Genomic DNA, 17,312 nt, shown 5'->3' on the forward strand with positions numbered 1-17,312 from the left:
AACCTGTCCGGAATATTAATCTCCTTTATTTACCTTAAACGGTGCTTTAAATTACCCGATTGAATCTTTTAGAGAATTACTTTCTTGCATTACCCTTTGTTGTGTTTTTATCTTTTACCGACTGTTTAAAACTTATATCAGGATTTCAGTGTGCTGATTTTTAATGGATTAACGAATTTGGAGATTAGCTTAAAATTTTGTTGGTCAGAATATATGCAGTTGGAGTATAGTTCTTCGTTTAAACACCTTTTAAAGCATTTTTTATAAATGTTCTTATCCTGCTGAGCCATTTACAAACACAGTTTCCGGCAAATGAAATGATAATTCATAAATGATAAACTAAATATTGTTTACTGAGTTCTCCCGGGAAAATTCCCAGTCGAATAGGGAGAATCGTAGCCTTGAAAAAGACCGCGTGGAAGAGTATTACCCTGAATGAAAGAGTGTGTGTTGCTGTAACTATCCGGAAAGTTCTAATAATTTATCGTCAATATATTTAACTGATTTTCAGATGAAAATAATAACACCCTTACCCCCATAATTATTCAATTTAACTATCGGCATAAAATTTAAAACCCATTTTTCACCGTAATCTAAACGAAAATGAAATGTAAATTTACTGTTTTCATTACTGTTTTACTATGTCTTTTTAGCGCACAATTATTCGCCCAGGTAATAAAAGGAAAAGTATCTGACAGTAATAATGCTGGCCTGCCCGGGGTTAGTATTCAAGTTAAAGGCACGTCAAGAGGTACGACTACCGACGGCTCCGGGAATTATTCCATCAGTGCTTCAAAAGGAGCTACTCTGGTTTTCAGTTCAGTAGGTCATATATCCAAACAAGTTGTCGTAAATGACCAGAGCGCTATCAATATTACGATGGAAGATGATAACCAGTCGCTGGATGAGGTGGTGGTAGTCGGCTATGGTACGCAAAAGAAATCTGAACTTACCAATGCCGTTGTTCAAACCAGTGGCAAGGAAATAACCAGATCAAACAACGTATCAATCTCCAACTCCTTATCAGGTAAGTTACCGGGGTTATTTGTTAACCAGACGAGTTCTGTCCCAGGTCAGGATAATGCGAGTATTACAGTTCGGGGACCGAGAACTTTCAGAAACAGCTCCGCTTTAATTGTTATCGACGGGGTGGCTAATGCCGATCCTGATGGCTTAAACCGTCTGGATCCTAATGATATAGAAAGCATTTCTGTGTTAAAAGATGCTTCTGCTGCGATTTATGGAGCTCAGTCGGCTGGTGGAGTTGTGCTGGTAACCACTAAACGTGGTAAAACAGGAAAACCTACCTTTGACTTTGTTTCTACCTATACGCTTCAATCTCCGACCATGAGAGTACAATCTGCCAATGCCATGGAGTATATGTCGGTTATTAATAACAAAGATGCAGCAGACGGCAGACCTGCAACATTCTCAGATGATTTCGTTAACCAGTTCAAAAGCGGACAAAGAAAATCTGAAGACTGGTATGGTGCTTTGGTTGCTCCTCCGGCTACAGTAGCAAGACAATCTCTTACGATGAGAGGAGGGACTGAAACTACAAGATATTTTGTTTCATTGGGTACAGTCTCACAAGGAGGGATTCTTCGTGCGGATGATAAAACCAAACTTAATCAATATAACATCCGGGCTAATATGGATGTGGCAGTGACTAAGAAACTGGATGTCGGGGTAGATATATCATACAGACAAAAAAATGTTCAGTATCCTCAGGGTGGTTCAGACCAAATCGGAAGTTTTGCAAACACCAGTCCATTGCAGCCGGCCTATGTAGACGGAGACTACAGATATCCTACCGAAGGCTGGTCACAGCTTAATCCTGCTGCCAGACTTTTAAGTCCTGGTTATCAGAAACTTGTAACGGATGTTGCTACAGGAACATTAAAGTTTAAGTATAAACTTCCGGTAACAGGATTGGCATTGGAAGGATTCATGTCTTTGACTAAAAATTACGAGTATGATAAAAACTTTAACTATACCTGGGTTTATTACAGAAAAGATCCTTCAGGAAGTATAATACAGGTTCCTTCAAGATCAGTAGAAGATATCGGATTGAAAGAGTTTTATGCCCAAACCCTGAGAACAACTCAAAACATAAGACTTACTTATGAAAATACGATCAACAAAGATCATAAATTAAGCGGCTTTGTAGCGTATGAACAGTCAAATTATGATGACAACTACTTTTATGCTCAGCGTCTTGGATATGATTCTCCGGTGATTGACCAATTATTTGCAGGTAGCCCGATTCCGGCAAATCAGAGTAACTCAGGAACTGCTACTTCAAATGGACGGCAAAATATCTTCGGGCGTGTAGCTTACGAGTACAAAGGGAAATATCTCTTCGGATTCAGTTCCCGTTATGATGGCTCGACGACCTTCCCTCCTGGTAAAAGATTCGGGTTTTTCCCGCAGGCTTCAGCGGCATGGGTGATCAGCGAAGAACCGTTTGTTAAAAATAGTATGTTCAGTAACCTGAAATTAAGAGGTTCATGGGGACAATTGGGTAACGACAGAGTTGATCCTTATCAATATGTCGGAGCTTATGGTTATACAAACGGCTGGGTGGTTAATGGCGCAGATGTAAGAAGCCTCGGGCCAAAAACAACACCGAACCCTAATATTACCTGGGAAGTCAGTGAAACAACAAACATTGGTCTGGAACTTGGATTCCTGAATAATAACCTGACTTTTGAAATTGATGCTTTTAATACCACAACTTCAAATATTCTTGCTAAAAGACAGGCATCTATTCCCGGATATACAGGTTTAACACTTCCTGATGAAAACATTGGAAAAATGAATAGCAGAGGGATTGATTTTCAGGGAGCTTACAATAAGACAATTGGTCAGGTTGGTATGAGAATCGGGGCTAATTTAACATATAGTGAAAATAAGATTGTTTACTTTGATGAACCTCCGTTAGCACAACCCTATCAGAAATTAGAAGGAAATCCGCTTAATTCTCCTTTAGTATATCAGGCCATCGGCATTTACAGATCTGCACAGGATCTTAAGGATAAGGTAAGCTATCCTGGCGCGAAAGTAGGAGATTTGATTTTTGCGGATTTAAATGGTGATGGCAAAATTGATGTAAATGATCAGTATAGATTTCAGGCTTCTCCATTCCCAAAAATGCAGTTTGGGGTTAACCTGACATTAAATTACAAAAACTTTGACTTGTATATATTGTTGCAGGGACAAAGCGGCGCCAAATGGAGACTAAGCAATGGCTTTAACGCAGATGCAGGAGGTAATAACCTTCAATATGTAGCGCTTAACAGTTATTCGCCGGCAAATCCTAATGCAGAACTTCCGAATATAAATTATAACATGTCCGGATTAGAAGGTGCGAACAGTGATTTTTATTACCATGATGTAACATGGATGCGTTTTAAATCTGCTCAATTAGGATATAATCTGCCAAAATCACTACTTTCCAAAGCTAAGATTTCAAACTTAAGGGTTTACGTATCAGCAGACAACCTGTTTATGCTGTTTAACAGCCTTAGTAAGTATGGTGCCGGTGATCCGGAAACCAACAGTGCTCCTGCGGGTAATCCAAGTAATGTTTTGAATATCAATACAGCCGGAAACAGAAGTTCAGCTTCAAATTTAACTTCGAATTTAACAGGAAGTACAAATGGAAATGCCTATCCGAATTTGAAAAATGTGACTTTTGGGATAAATCTTACTTTTTAAATACTAAATACATGATACGTCTAAAAAACATATATAAAAATAAAAGATCGGCCTTTTTAGTATCCTTTGTTCTCCTCTTGATTACCATCTTTTCTTGTAAAGATGTGTTGGACAAAAAGCCATTGGATGCTATTTCTGATGATGCCGTTTTCAATGACCCGGTATTTCTTCAGGGCTATGTGTACGATATTTACAGTGGAATCAAGCCTCCCTGGAAACCAGGATCGGGTGGATATGAAACATTGACTGATGTGGCAGTAGATCAGCCTCAGACGCATGACGCTGCATTAGGTATTCGTGAATATGTGCAAGGGATTATGAGTCCATTTAATGTTAATGACATTATCTCTGATAGCGATGGCCTTTCAATTTGGAATAAGGAATACAACTATATCAGAAAAGCCAATATTTTCTTTGAAAAAACTGATAAAGGTTCTGCGATAAGCCCTGATAAGCTCAAATTTATGAGAGGACAGGTACACTTTCTGAGAGCATGGATGTATTTTGAATTAATGCGTACTTTTGGTGGAGTTCCTATCATTAAAAACAGCTTTAGTTTAACGGATGCCAGCTTTGATGTAGCCAGAAATACATATGATGAGTGTAATAAATTTGTATTAGCTGAATGTGATACAGCCATTAGTCAGTTAGACGGTTATACAATCAACGCAGGACAGATTAGTAAGCCTGCAGCAATGGCTTTAAAAGCAAAAATATTATTATATGCTGCGAGTCCGTTGAATAACCCTTCAAACGACCTGAGCAAATGGCAGGCTGCTGAAGCAGCAACCAAAGCAGTACTTGATTTATCATATACATTGCACCCTAAACGTGACGAGCTTTATGTTAAGCCTTTACAAACGGATGAAATTATTTTTGGTAAATCCTTTACGCCTGCGAGCAGAATACCAGACTGGGGTTATAATTACGACTATTGGCCAAGTGGTTTTGATGCCAGACAACGTGTTATGCCGACCCAGACTTTTGTAAATATGTTCCAGCTAAAGAATGGAGAGTATCCATATCTGGAGGATGGTGTGACTGTGAACCCTGCTTCGGGATATAATGAACAAATGCCTAATGAAAACAGGGATCCAAGATATTACAGCACTGTCATTTATCCGGGTGCAGGACCATTTACAATTAACGATGGTGCTAAAAGTACTTTGAGAAGATATGAATATTGGGAAGATGCCAACCCGAATCCGGATAATGCACCTCCATATCAGAATCCTAACAAAAAAGATCCGGGTAATGGCTTTGACCTTTTTGATTACGGAAGAGACTCTAAAACGTATTGGGTGAAAGGCTTAACTCCTTTCCACTGGAATGTTCAGACAGGTTATACTTTCAGAAAGTTCTGTGACTTCTCAGGTCCTCGTGCCAGTTTTGACTATGATTATAACCAGGTAGTACCTTATATGAGATTAGCGGAATTTTATTTAAACTACGCTGAGATTGAAATGGCTTTAGGTAAAGAAGATGTGGCACGTACTTACATTAATAAAGTAAGAAGCAGAGCTTCAGTAGGTATGCCTGATATCAAAAGTTCTGGAGCAAAACTTCTGAGAGATTACAGAAACGAAAGAGCAATAGAATTATGTCTGGAGGATTCACGTTTCTGGGATCTTATGAGATGGAAAGCTGCACCGGGTAATGTCGATATTCCGATCAGAGGCTTAACCAGTGTTACAATGGACTGGACCGGTGTTCCTCCCGGGGACATAAATGTGTTGGGTAAATTAGCATTTAAATATGGGGTAATTGCCGCAGCAGAAGTGAGAAGTAAGTGGCCGGGTGATTTTTATTATTTGTTCCCGATTCCGGATACAGAAATTAAGAGAAGCCATGGGGTTTTAAAACAGAATCCGGGATACTAATCAATGTTTTTACAGGAAGATTAAATGGAATAAAATCTGTTTCTTATTAAATAGTTAAATGTAAACAGCAGAAAATGGGGTTGTAAACGACTCCATTTTCTCTGTTTAAGGTATAAAACCCGGCAAAAATATAGATCAATGAAATATATTATTTTACTTGTATGTTCCCTGTTACTTGCCATAAATGCTGAGGCCGGAACAGACAATATTGCAGTACTGGCTAAGGCAACAGCATCCACTACCTTTAGTCCGGAATATTCACCTCAGAACGTAACAGATGGTTTTATCGGTATTGAAAATAAAGGAGAGTGGGCTTGTCAGGGACAGACTGCTTTTTGGGGTTATGTCAGGTTCCCCTGGATACAACTCGATTGGAAAGAAGAAGTTTCGGTAAATAGAATTGTGTTATATGACAGACCTACACTGAAAGAATTTACAGGTAGCGGTAAACTGCTGTTTAGCGATGGATCCGTAGTATGGGTAAATGCGATTCCTAATAACGGAATGGCAAAAACAGTTACTTTTAAGACAAAAAAGATAAAATGGGTACGCTTTATTGTAACAGATGGAGACGGTTCTAATCTGGGTCTTTCTGAAATAGAAGTTTTCCGGTCGCCGGAGAACAATAATGATTATGTTTCAAAGGTTGATCCCTATATTGAAACAAACAGAGGGCGTTACTTTTATTTCATAACGGGTTGCAGACCTTTCGGGATGATGAGTGCTGCACCACATACCCGCAACAAAAACCAATGGGGTGGAGGATATGTGTATAATGAAGATCATATTTTAGGTTACGGACAAATTCATGACTGGAGTCTTTCCGGGTTGGAAATCATGCCGGCTCCATCATCTGTTAATCCTGTCGGTGGCGAAACGGTCTGGCAATCTCAGTACAGTCATGACGACGAAATTGTACAACCTGGCTATCAGCGAAATTTTCTAAGTGACCACCATACCTGGGTTGAGCTGACTACAACTGATAGAGTAAGTTTCTATCGTTTTACTTATACGAAAGATATGAGTGCTCAGATTATTACCAACCTGGGTGGTGTTATTTGTGGAACAACCATGACTCATGCTCAGGTAAAACAGGTTAATAATACCTCATTTGAGGGTTCATTTAGTGATGTCGGAAGATTGTGGGGAGGCCCTAAAGATGTTAAAGTCTTTTTTGTTATAACATTTGATAAACCGTTTAAAACAATGAACGGCTGGAGCGGGAAAAAGCTTCTGAATAATATCACTACACTGAAAGGTGATAGTATCGGAGTTGCTCCTCAATATGATGTACAAGCTGGGGAACAGGTACAAATGAAAATCGCAATTTCTTATACCAGTATTGAGAATGCCCGTAAAAATTTAGAAGAAGAATGCAGCGGATGGGATTTTAATGCCATAAAATCTGAATCAAAAAAGATCTGGAATACCTGGCTCGGGAAAATAGATGTCAGCGGAGGAAAAATTGACCATCAGATAAAATTCTACACTGATTTATGGCATGTATTACTTGGCCGTCATAAAATAAACGATGTGTCGGGGGACTATCCGGATCGGACTAACAGAAAAGGTGCTATTCCATTGAACGACACTACATTCAGAATTAAAACCCTCCCGAAAATGGCTGACGGGAAAGTGAAATTCAACATGTATAACACCGATGCCTGGTGGTTGACTCAATGGAATCTGAATATACTTTGGGGACTTGCATGGCCTGAAGTACAGGAAGATATGTCATTAAGTATGTTAAGATTTGCTGAAGATGGTGGTCTGTTGCCACGAGGACCTGTGGGCGGTGGAGATACTTATATAATGACCAGTTGTCCGGTTACCAATCTCATTGTCGGGACTTACATGAAAGGACTTTTAAAAAAGACTGACCCTAATCTGGCATTTGATATTATTAAGGCAAATCATTTGCCAGGTGGCGTATTGGGAAGTGAAGAGGAGGTAACGTTTTATACAAAAAACGGCTATTGGCCTGATAATGCAGGAATTACAGTAGAAGCAGCGTTTCAAGACTATGCCGCAGCTCAAATGGCTTATAAACTTAACCGTAAGGAAGATTATGATTTCTTCACAAAAAGGTCAGCAGGATGGAAAAAACTCTATGATCCCGGTCAGAAATTATTATTTCCCAAAAACAGAGAAGGCAGATTTATTCATACCGATGCCCTGAGTGGTTCCGGATGGATAGAAGCTAATTCATGGCAGGCAACCTGGGGCGTTTCTCATGATATAAACGGGCTAGCAAAACTCATGGGAGGCAATTCTGTATTATGTGAAAGGCTTAATTTCGCTTTTGAAAAAGCCCTGGAAGCTGATTTTGTAGAAGAGTATGGTAAAGGTTATATAAGTTATGCCAATCAACCCGGGTTATCTGACGCACATGTTTTTAATTATGCAGGAAAACCATGGTTAACACAATACTGGGTACGTAAAATAAAAGAGTATGCTTACGGAGGTATTACTCCTGATCTGGGCTATGGCGGGCAGGATGAAGACCAGGGACAAATGGGCGCTTTAAGTGCATTAATGGCTGTTGGCTTATTTAATTTACAGGGAAATGTGGCTTTAAAACCTGTTTACGATATTACAAGTCCTGTTTTTGATCAGGTGGTAATAAAACTTGATCCTCAGTATTATAAGGGGAAAGAGTTTGTGATAAAAACATTTAACAATACTGAAAAGAATGTCTATATAAAAAAAGTACAGCTTAATGGTAAACCGCTGGATAATTTCTGGTTTAGCCATGAAGATTATTCTAAAGGAGGGAAACTCGAAATTTCACTCGATTCTAAACCAAATAAAAAATGGGGCAGAACGAACTTACCTCCAGGAGTTAAGTAAGGTTCAGAAAAGAAGCAACAGCAATGAACCGGAAAAGCAACTGCTATTTGTGCCGGACAAATTCAGGTACAGATAGCGGTTGAAAGAAGTACCTTCTTTTTCAATAGATTACATTTTAAGCTTGATTTCATGGTATTAAATAATTGGCATATGAGAACTGTATTCTCCTTTTTTCTTTTTTCTGCTATTTCCGTATTCCTTTTTTCCTGTGGTCAGAAACCTGAATTATTTCAGCTGATATCACCTGAACATTCGGGGATTAATTTTAGCAATGAGATTGCAGAGAATGACTCTATCAATCCGATTAATTTAACCAATATTTACAATGGAGGAGGTGTAGGTATCGGAGACTTTAATAATGACGGTTTGCAGGACATTTACTTCACCGGAAGTATGGTTTCCAATAAATTATATCTGAATAAAGGAGATTTGAAATTTGAAGATATTACAAACAGTGCAGGAGTAAGCGGAAATGGGAAATGGTGCAGAGGTGTATCAGTGATTGACATCAATAATGATGGAAAAACAGATCTGTACATTTGTGCATCAATGGATAAAAACCCTGAGAAAAGGGAGAATATACTTTATGTCAATCAGGGATTAGACAGAAATGGAAATCCTGTTTTTAAGGAAATGTCAGAAGAGTACGGGTTGAATGATTCCAGTCACTCAACCATGGCCAACTTTTTTGATTATGATAATGACGGTGATTTGGATATGTACCTTGTGGTTAACCAGATTCTGCAGGAAGTGAATCCCTCTGTTTTCAAACAGAAAATAAAAGATGGTTCATTTCCAAGCACCGGAAAATTGTATAGAAATGACTGGAATGATCGTCTGAAACATCCTGTATTTACAGACGTGACACATCAGGCGGGACTTACGATTGAAGGTTACGGACATGGTGCAACCGTAGCAGATATTAACAGGGACGGATGGAAAGATATTTTTGTGACCAATGATTTTATTGCCAATGACCTGCTATATATAAACAACCATGACGGAACTTTTACTGACAAAGCTGCCTCTTATTTCAAACATACTTCTGCCAATGGAATGGGACAGGATGTGATTGATATTAATAATGACGGACTGTCGGATATAGTAGAACTGGACATGAATCCGGAAGACAATTATCGTAAGAAAATGATGATGAACTCAAGCAGTTATCAGTCATTTCAGCTCAATGATTTTTTCAGATATCAGTACCAATACGTCAGAAATACCTTGCATATTAATCAGGGACCGAGGGTAACTGCCAATGATTCTATCGGAGATCCTGTTTTTAGTGATGTAGGTTATCTGGCAGGAATAGCTGAGACGGATTGGAGCTGGACACCTCTCGTGGCTGATTTTGACAATGACGGACTTCGGGATATGGTTGTAACCAATGGTTTTCCGAAAGATGTTACCGACCATGATTTTATAGCATTTCGTAAAGACCCATCTCCTCTTGCTTCTCTCTCCAATACTTTAGAACAGATACCACAGGTTAAATTGCACAAATATGCATTCAGGAATAATGGCAATTGTAATTTCAGCAATGTATCTGATAATTGGGGACTAAATAAGGTCTCTTTTTCCAATGGGGCTGCTTATGCAGACCTTGATAATGACGGAGATCTGGATATGGTTATTAATAATATCAATGATAAGGCTTTTCTCTACAAAAATACTCTGAGAGATGCTGATCCGTCGAAAGAACATTACCTGTCTCTAAAACTAAACGGTGATTCTTCCAACCGGGATGGTTTGGGTACCTGGATAGAACTATATTTTGAGGGGAAGCAGCAGACTTATGAGCAAAGTCCTTACCGTGGTTATTTGTCTTCGGTGCAGTTAAATCCTCATTTTGGTCTTGGGACTGTCACAATGCTCGATTCTCTGGTTATAAAATGGCCGGACGGAGCCAGGCAGGTACTGACAAAAGTAACATTGGATCAAACATTAAAAATTGACAAAAAAAATGCGGTCAGCCGTTATTCATGGGAGCAGCCTGTTTTTGCAAAAAATACTTTATTTAAAGAGATCTCAGATTCCCTGAACATCCGTTTTATACATCATCAGCAGGATTTTATTGATTTTAACATTCAGAAATTATTACCACATAAGTTTTCAGAATATGGTCCGGGCTTAGCGGCAGGTGATGTAAATGGTGATGGCCTGGATGATATGATAATAGGAGGAAGTACTTCATTTGAAACCACGCTTTTGTTGCAGCAGGCCAATGGTTTATTTTCGCAGAAAACCATAATGAGTCCTGATGAAACAAGTGGTAAAGCCTTTCAGGACATGGGTATTTCCTTGTTTGATGCAGATGGGGACGGTGATCTGGATCTTTACCTGGCAAGAGGCGGGTATGAAAGCCAGGCAAATACGATTACCTACAGAGATGAGTTTTTCAGAAATGATGGAAAAGGGAATTTTAGCCCTGATTTAAATGCTTTTCCTCAAAACTTTACCAGTAAATCCTGTGCAAGAGCAATTGATTATGATAAGGATGGCGATCTTGATCTTTTTATTGCAGGACGTGTGGAGCCCTGGTCTTACCCTAAACCTGTATCGAGTTATATCTATAGAAATGATACTAAGAACGGGCAGATTAAGTTTACTGACGTAACACATCAGGTAGCAAAGGAACTTAATAATATCGGGCTTGTCTGTGATGCATTGTTTACCGATTTCGACAATGACGGATGGCCTGATATGATATTGGCAGGAGAATGGATGCCGGTTACGTTTTTCAGAAATAATAAAGGAATCTTTAAAAACGTGACAGAAAATTCCGGTATTTCAAACCAGATCGGATGGTGGAATACCATCGCTCCCGGTGATTTTGATAATGACGGCGACATTGATTATGTTTTGGGAAACCTCGGACAAAATTCCTTTTTTAAGGCTTCTGAGCAGTATCCTGTATCAGTTTATGCCAAAGATTTCGACTCCAATGGTAGTTATGATGCGATCCTTTCTTTATTTCTTCCTGCCAGTCAGGAAGATCCGGTGAAAAAAGAATTCCCCGTTCCGCTCAGAGATGATATGACCAAACAAATTATAGGAATGAAGGCAAAATTTTCAGATTATAAATCCTATGCCAAAGCTACAATGGATCAGCTGTTCACAAAAGAGCAGTTAAAGGATGGAATAATGCTAAAGGCAAATAATTTCAATTCATCCTATTGCAGAAATGATGGCAATGGTAAATTTACAATAAGCCCTTTGCCTGTCAAAGCACAGTTTTCTGCCTTAAATGGCATCATAACAGATGATTTCGATGGAGATGGCAACACCGATCTGGTAATGAATACGAACGATTACGGAACGGATGTAACTGTAGGGCGTTATGATGCCTTAAACGGATTACTCCTGAAAGGTGACGGAAAAGGAAACTTTATCCCTCAATCCATTCTGGAAAGCGGTATTTTCATTCCGGGAAATGGAAAGGCGTTGGTAAAATTAAGAAGTAAAAACGGAAGGTATCTGCTGGCTGCCGGACAAAACCGTGGACCTCTGAAAATATATACACTAAAAAAAGACACTAAAAGTATTTCCTTGCGACAGAATGATGCAAGTTCTGAAATATTTTATAGAAATGGTAAAAAGCAAAAACGTGAGTTCAATTACGGGTCTTCTTTTTTGTCACAATCTTCAAGATTCCTGAGCATTGATAAAAATGTGAAATCCGTTATGATTACCGATAACATTGGGAAAACAAGGAAATTGGATTTTTAATAGATATCAGAAATAAACAGTATTTACTATAAATCAGGAAACTGCTTTTTCCGAATCCTGCAAAAACAGCAGACCTGGCAAAAGCAGTTTTAAACCTGACACATAAAATAAAAACCAGGATATTCGGTGCCAATCATTTATTCAAACCACGAAGTACTTACACAGAAACCAGCCTCTCAATTTTATATCATCTAAGTAGATTTATAGCTCTTTCCCTCAGATTAAAAAGCCTGTTTCAGGGCTTTTCTGAAAGTGTTTGTACCTGAATAGCAATATGTCTGCGGGTAATGGAACACATGATCTTCCACATGAAATTAAGGTAAATACCGCTCTTTCTGAGTGAAATTTATAGGAGGATTATTTTGTTATAATGAATAATGTTCATATGTTTGTACATAATATTATTTATAGAATAATTCCTATTTATAATAGAATTAAAAAAGTGTCTGCTGAGGTTGTTTTTATAAAAAATAAAATATTATCTCCTATAAATATGAATCCAGATAACATTCATACACAAACCTTTAGTCAGATGCAGGTGGAGGAAGTATTGCGCAAATCTTCCCGGGAACTTATGCCGGTAAAATTAAACCGGGAGGCAATAGAATCGGAGAGGGAGGCATATCATATCTATCCGGTTTACCCGCTTGGCGGAAATAAAATTTTCAGTGGCTTTGATTCTCTTGCCAGATGGATAATAAAGCATAAGACTGTAATTATTGATGGTTATGCCGGGTTATTTTGGGACAAAATTGAATCAGCTATTCATCAATATCTTGTAGATGAGGGCTTAACGAGCAATTGGATCAGAACAGGCTCGTACTTAAAACCCGAATCAGCGGTTGAAGAAATGGTATTGCCATTTTTAGCTGAACCCGACTCTGTCTGGGGGACAAAATGTACTTTGGAAATAAAAGACTTTTATGAACTGGAAGACTTTTCTGCACAATTACCAAGGGCAGACTGTGAGATAAATATTGTAATAGGTTCAGGAGCAGCCCTGATAGATTGGTCAGCACCAGTAATTTATATAGATCTGCCTAAAAATGAATTGCAATACAGAATGCGGGCTGGCAGCATTACGAATTTAGGCAGTACCAGGCTTTATGAATCCTATTTAATGTATAAGCGATTCTATTTTGTGGACTGGCCTGTTTTAAATCGACACAAAAAGGAAATATTTGATAAAATTACCGTTGTCGCCGATGGGCAATGGCTCGATAACATCAACTGGTTGTCAAAGACAGATTTTATTGAAGGTCTGAACAAAATCAGTCGTTCGATGATTCGGGTCAGGCCATGGTTTGAACCTGGCGTATGGGGAGGGCAATGGATAAAACAGCATATTCCCAAAGCGGATAACGGAGAGATTAATATTGCCTGGTCTTTTGAATTAATTGTACCCGAGAACGGATTGGTTTTTGAAAGTGATGGTTGCCTGGCTGAAGTTTCGTTTGACTTTCTGATGTTTCATAATCAGGAGCAGGTGCTTGGCAAACATGCAAAACAATATGGTGATGAATTTCCGATACGGTTTGATTTTCTGGATACTTACGATGGCGGCAATTTATCAATTCAATGCCATCCGGGACTGAAATACATTCAGGAACATTTTGGAGAAACAATTACTCAGGATGAAACATATTATATTCTTGATTGTAAACATAGTGCTAAGGTTTACCTGGGGTTTCAGGAAAATATCGACGATGTTAAATTCAAAAATGATTTAATAAAAAGCCAGAAAGAGAATGTTACGCTGAACATTGAAGAATACGTACAAGTACATTCTTCAAAAAAGCATGATCTTTTTTTAATTCCGAATGGTACTGTTCACAGTGCCGGGGCTGATAATCTGGTGCTTGAAATCAGTGCTACACCATACATTTTTACCTTTAAAATGTACGATTGGCTGCGGTTGGATATGGATGGAAATCCCAGACCAATAAACATTGACCACGCTTTTAATAACCTTGATTTTGCCCGGAAAGGAGATCAGGTTCAGAAAACGCTTATTTCAGTTCCAACAGTTATCGGAGAAGGCAAAGACTGGCAACTGATTCATTTACCGACTCACAAAGAGCATTTTTATGATGTACATCGGATTGAATTTGATAAAACAATAAGTATTGATACCAATGACTGTTGTCATGTGATGATGTTGGTGGAGGGGGATTCAGTTACAGTACAGACAGCAGATGGCAGCAAAAAGACGTTTGCTTATGCTGAAACTTTTATTATTCCGGCTGCTGCACGAAGTTATACGCTTACAAATTCAGGCAAAAACCGGGCAAAGGTTATCAAAGCATTCTTAAAGTAGATTAACACTATAATCGATATGAAACAAAAGACACTGTGGCTTTTAACAATTTTGTTGTTCAGCAGATCTGCTGCATTTGCCCAACAAGTAAAGATTGATACTGCTGTAAGGCAGATTGTTCTTGTTTTTAAAACACACTTTGATATTGGCTATACAGACTATGCAGAAGCGGTTGTTCAGAAATACAGCACTTCCATGATGGAAAATGCCTTAGAAATTGTTGAAAAGAACAAGAAGCTGCCACTGGAAAAACAATTCGTCTGGACCGTTTCCGGCTGGCCAATGAGCCAGATGTTAACACAGAGTGTTCCCGCTGTCAAAACTAAAGTAGAAGCTGCTTTGGCAAACGGCCGTTTCGCAGTACACGCTTTACCATTTAGTATGGAAACGGAGTCTGCCGATCTTGAAATGCTGGTTAGAGGACTGAATATTTCTTCAGCTATTTCTCGGAAGTATGGCTTATCCCTGCCATATGATTCGAAAATGTCTGATGTTCCGAGCCATTCATGGATTTTACCGACGCTTTTGAATAATTCGGGAGTAAAATTCCTTCATATCGGTTGCAATCCTGCATCACAATCTCCCAAAGTTCCGGTTTTGTTTTGGTGGGAGGGACCGGATGGTTCGAAACTCATGACAATGTATTCAGAAAAATATTACGGTACCTCTTTGTTACCGCCTCCGGATTGGCCTTATAAAAGCTGGCTGGCAATAATGCAGACAAATGATAATTCAGGACCGCCTACTCCGGAAGAAGTTGAGAAATATTTGCAGGATCTGCATAAACTGGCTCCGAATGCCAAAGTAAAGATTGGGCGAATGTCTGATTTTTATGATGAAATTATTAAAGAAAAACCCCGGTTACCGATAGTTAAGGGTGATATGCCTGATACCTGGATTCATGGGTTCATGTCTATGCCAAGAGAAGTAAAGGATTCCCGCAGAATTAGCAAAGAGCTTTTTGCGTTGGAGTCGCTCAATACTTTATATGACATGTGGTCACCAAAAGGGTACAATATCTCCGGATTATTGTCTGAAGCATATACGAATACACTTTTATTTGATGAACATACTTTCGGTATGGCAATGAGTCATGGCAGTAATGGTGTTTGGGCTTATGGAGACGATTTTAAGATACAAAGAGCAAAAGGTGTGTTTGATGATATCGAAAGATCCTGGAAAGAAAAGGCAAATCGTGTATTTGAAGCTGATAAAAAGGTAACCCCTTCCTTAAACAGACAATTCAGAGAACTGGCTAAAGAAATAAATGTAAAAGGGAAAGCAATTGTTGTTTATAACTCTTTGCCATGGAAAAGGGATGGTGTGGTAACGATTAAAGAAAATACCTCAGGAACGGCTGTAAAAGATGTTGAAACCGGAGAAATGATCCCTGTTTCGAATGAAAAGAATATTATTCAATTTGTAGCTAAGAATGTTCCGGCTTCCGGCTATCGTACCTATGCTTTGGTGAATGAAAATGTAACGCTTTCAGAAAAAGAGCTTTTCGTCAGTCAATCAGCCAACAGCATAGAAAATAAATACTTTAAAATACAATTTGATCCCGCTAAAGGAGCCATAAGTTCTATTGTCGAAAAAAGTTCCGGGAGAGAAATGGTTGATACCAAAAGTGAATATGGTTTCGGTCAATACCTTTATGAACGTTTTAGCAAGAAAGATGCTGAAAACTATACAGATGTCTATGTTAAGGCTATGGGTAAAGAATGGGCAAATGCCGAATTAGGCAGACCCAATTTATCAGAAGGGCCGCATATTTCAGAAACTGGGAAGAATGCCAGAATTGTTTATTCAGAAAGTCCGGCTGCAGTAAGTGCTACTATGATCTTTTCTCCTTCGGCAAATCTTCCGCATGACTATTCTGTTACGGTAAGTTTGTATAAAAATACGCCGAATGTAGAATTGATATGGAATATTAACAATAAGCCGGCAGAACCCTGGCCGGAAGCAGGCTGGATAAGTCTGCCCTTCAAAGTAGAAAACCCGACGTTTAAATTAGGGAGACTGGGTGGAATAGTTGATCCGGCTAAGGATTTTATTAAAGGCACCAATTTCGACTATTGTTTCCTTAATTCCGGTATGTCAGTAATTGATAACAATGGAAACGGCTTCGGGCTCTCTTCACCTGATGCTCCGGGTATCAGTCTGGACAGACCGGGATTATGGAAGTTTTCGGGGTATTTCATTCCTCAGAAACCAAATGTCTTTATCAATCTCTACAACAATATCTGGAGTACGAACTTTACCGAATGGGTTGAAGGCTCATGGTCTGCGAAAATTAATTTATGGGGTGTAGATCATTTCAATAATGAAAAATCAATAGTTACCCCGTCTGAAGAATCCAGATCGCCACTTTTATCCGTTTTAATGCATAACAACGGAGGGAATCTGCCGGTATCTGCTGAAGGTATTGAATTATCTCAAAAAGGAATCCTGGTTACAGCATTCGGGAAAAATCCGGATGGAAACGGAACCATACTACGCTTGTGGGAACAAGCCGGAAATTCAGGAAAATTTACTGTGACTTTGCCAAAAGGCATGAAAGTGTTAAAGGCAACTCCGGTAAACTTAAGAGGAGAGAAAAAAGGAGAACCTGTAAAAATTAGCTCTGGTAAATTCGAATGTAGTTTTAGTGCGTACGCCCCGCTAAGTTTTATTTTAGAATAGACCACATCTTACAGGAGTTTAAACCTGTGTAACCAGACTGAAATAGTGACGTTTATTCTAAAAGGTTACCAGCTCCGGAATAGAGAAGGAAATTGTTAAATGAAACTACAAGGGAAGGATGAATGACCCGT

6 protein-coding genes are annotated in these 17,312 nt (G+C 38.9%); all 6 read left to right on the top strand.

What is annotated here, in order from left to right; all coding sequences use genetic code 11:
* Nucleotides 1–603: 603 nt before the first annotated feature.
* Nucleotides 604–3,720 (top strand): SusC/RagA family TonB-linked outer membrane protein, encoded by a 3,117-nt coding sequence (locus BM179_RS16000; RefSeq protein ID WP_092018159.1) that lies wholly within the window; start codon nucleotides 604–606, stop codon nucleotides 3,718–3,720.
* Between the two features lie 104 nt (nucleotides 3,721–3,824).
* On the top strand, nucleotides 3,825–5,600 hold the full coding sequence (locus tag BM179_RS16005; protein WP_218159234.1) for a RagB/SusD family nutrient uptake outer membrane protein: 1,776 nt from the start codon (nucleotides 3,825–3,827) through the stop codon (nucleotides 5,598–5,600).
* A 138-nt stretch (nucleotides 5,601–5,738) separates the two neighbouring features.
* Nucleotides 5,739–8,450, top strand: a complete 2,712-nt coding sequence (locus BM179_RS16010; protein WP_092018161.1) for a GH92 family glycosyl hydrolase — start codon at nucleotides 5,739–5,741, stop codon at nucleotides 8,448–8,450.
* Between the two features lie 150 nt (nucleotides 8,451–8,600).
* The gene (locus BM179_RS16015) at nucleotides 8,601–12,182 is read left to right on the top strand and encodes a VCBS repeat-containing protein (RefSeq protein WP_092018212.1); all 3,582 of its coding nucleotides are present in this window, start codon (nucleotides 8,601–8,603) and stop codon (nucleotides 12,180–12,182) included.
* Nucleotides 12,183–12,675: 493 nt separating this feature from the next.
* Complete coding sequence (locus BM179_RS16020; RefSeq protein WP_218159235.1) at nucleotides 12,676–14,499, top strand: class I mannose-6-phosphate isomerase; 1,824 nt, start codon at nucleotides 12,676–12,678, stop codon at nucleotides 14,497–14,499.
* Nucleotides 14,500–14,517: 18 nt separating this feature from the next.
* Complete coding sequence (locus BM179_RS16025) at nucleotides 14,518–17,181, top strand: glycoside hydrolase family 38 N-terminal domain-containing protein (protein WP_092018162.1); 2,664 nt, start codon at nucleotides 14,518–14,520, stop codon at nucleotides 17,179–17,181.
* The last annotated feature ends 131 nt before the right edge of the window (nucleotides 17,182–17,312 follow it).

It is taken from the genome of Pseudarcicella hirudinis (genome assembly GCF_900115665.1).
Taxonomy (GTDB): domain Bacteria; phylum Bacteroidota; class Bacteroidia; order Cytophagales; family Spirosomataceae; genus Pseudarcicella; species Pseudarcicella hirudinis.

Excerpts from the sequence above, each read along its gene's own strand:
- BM179_RS16000 (WP_092018159.1), top strand. The coding sequence starts at position 604 with ATGAAATGTAAATTTACTGTTTTCATTACTGTTTTACTATGTCTTTTT.
- BM179_RS16010 (WP_092018161.1), top strand. The coding sequence starts at position 5,739 with ATGAAATATATTATTTTACTTGTATGTTCCCTGTTACTTGCCATAAAT.
- BM179_RS16015 (WP_092018212.1), top strand. The coding sequence starts at position 8,601 with ATGAGAACTGTATTCTCCTTTTTTCTTTTTTCTGCTATTTCCGTATTC.
- BM179_RS16020 (WP_218159235.1), top strand. The coding sequence starts at position 12,676 with ATGAATCCAGATAACATTCATACACAAACCTTTAGTCAGATGCAGGTG.
- BM179_RS16025 (WP_092018162.1), top strand. The coding sequence starts at position 14,518 with ATGAAACAAAAGACACTGTGGCTTTTAACAATTTTGTTGTTCAGCAGA.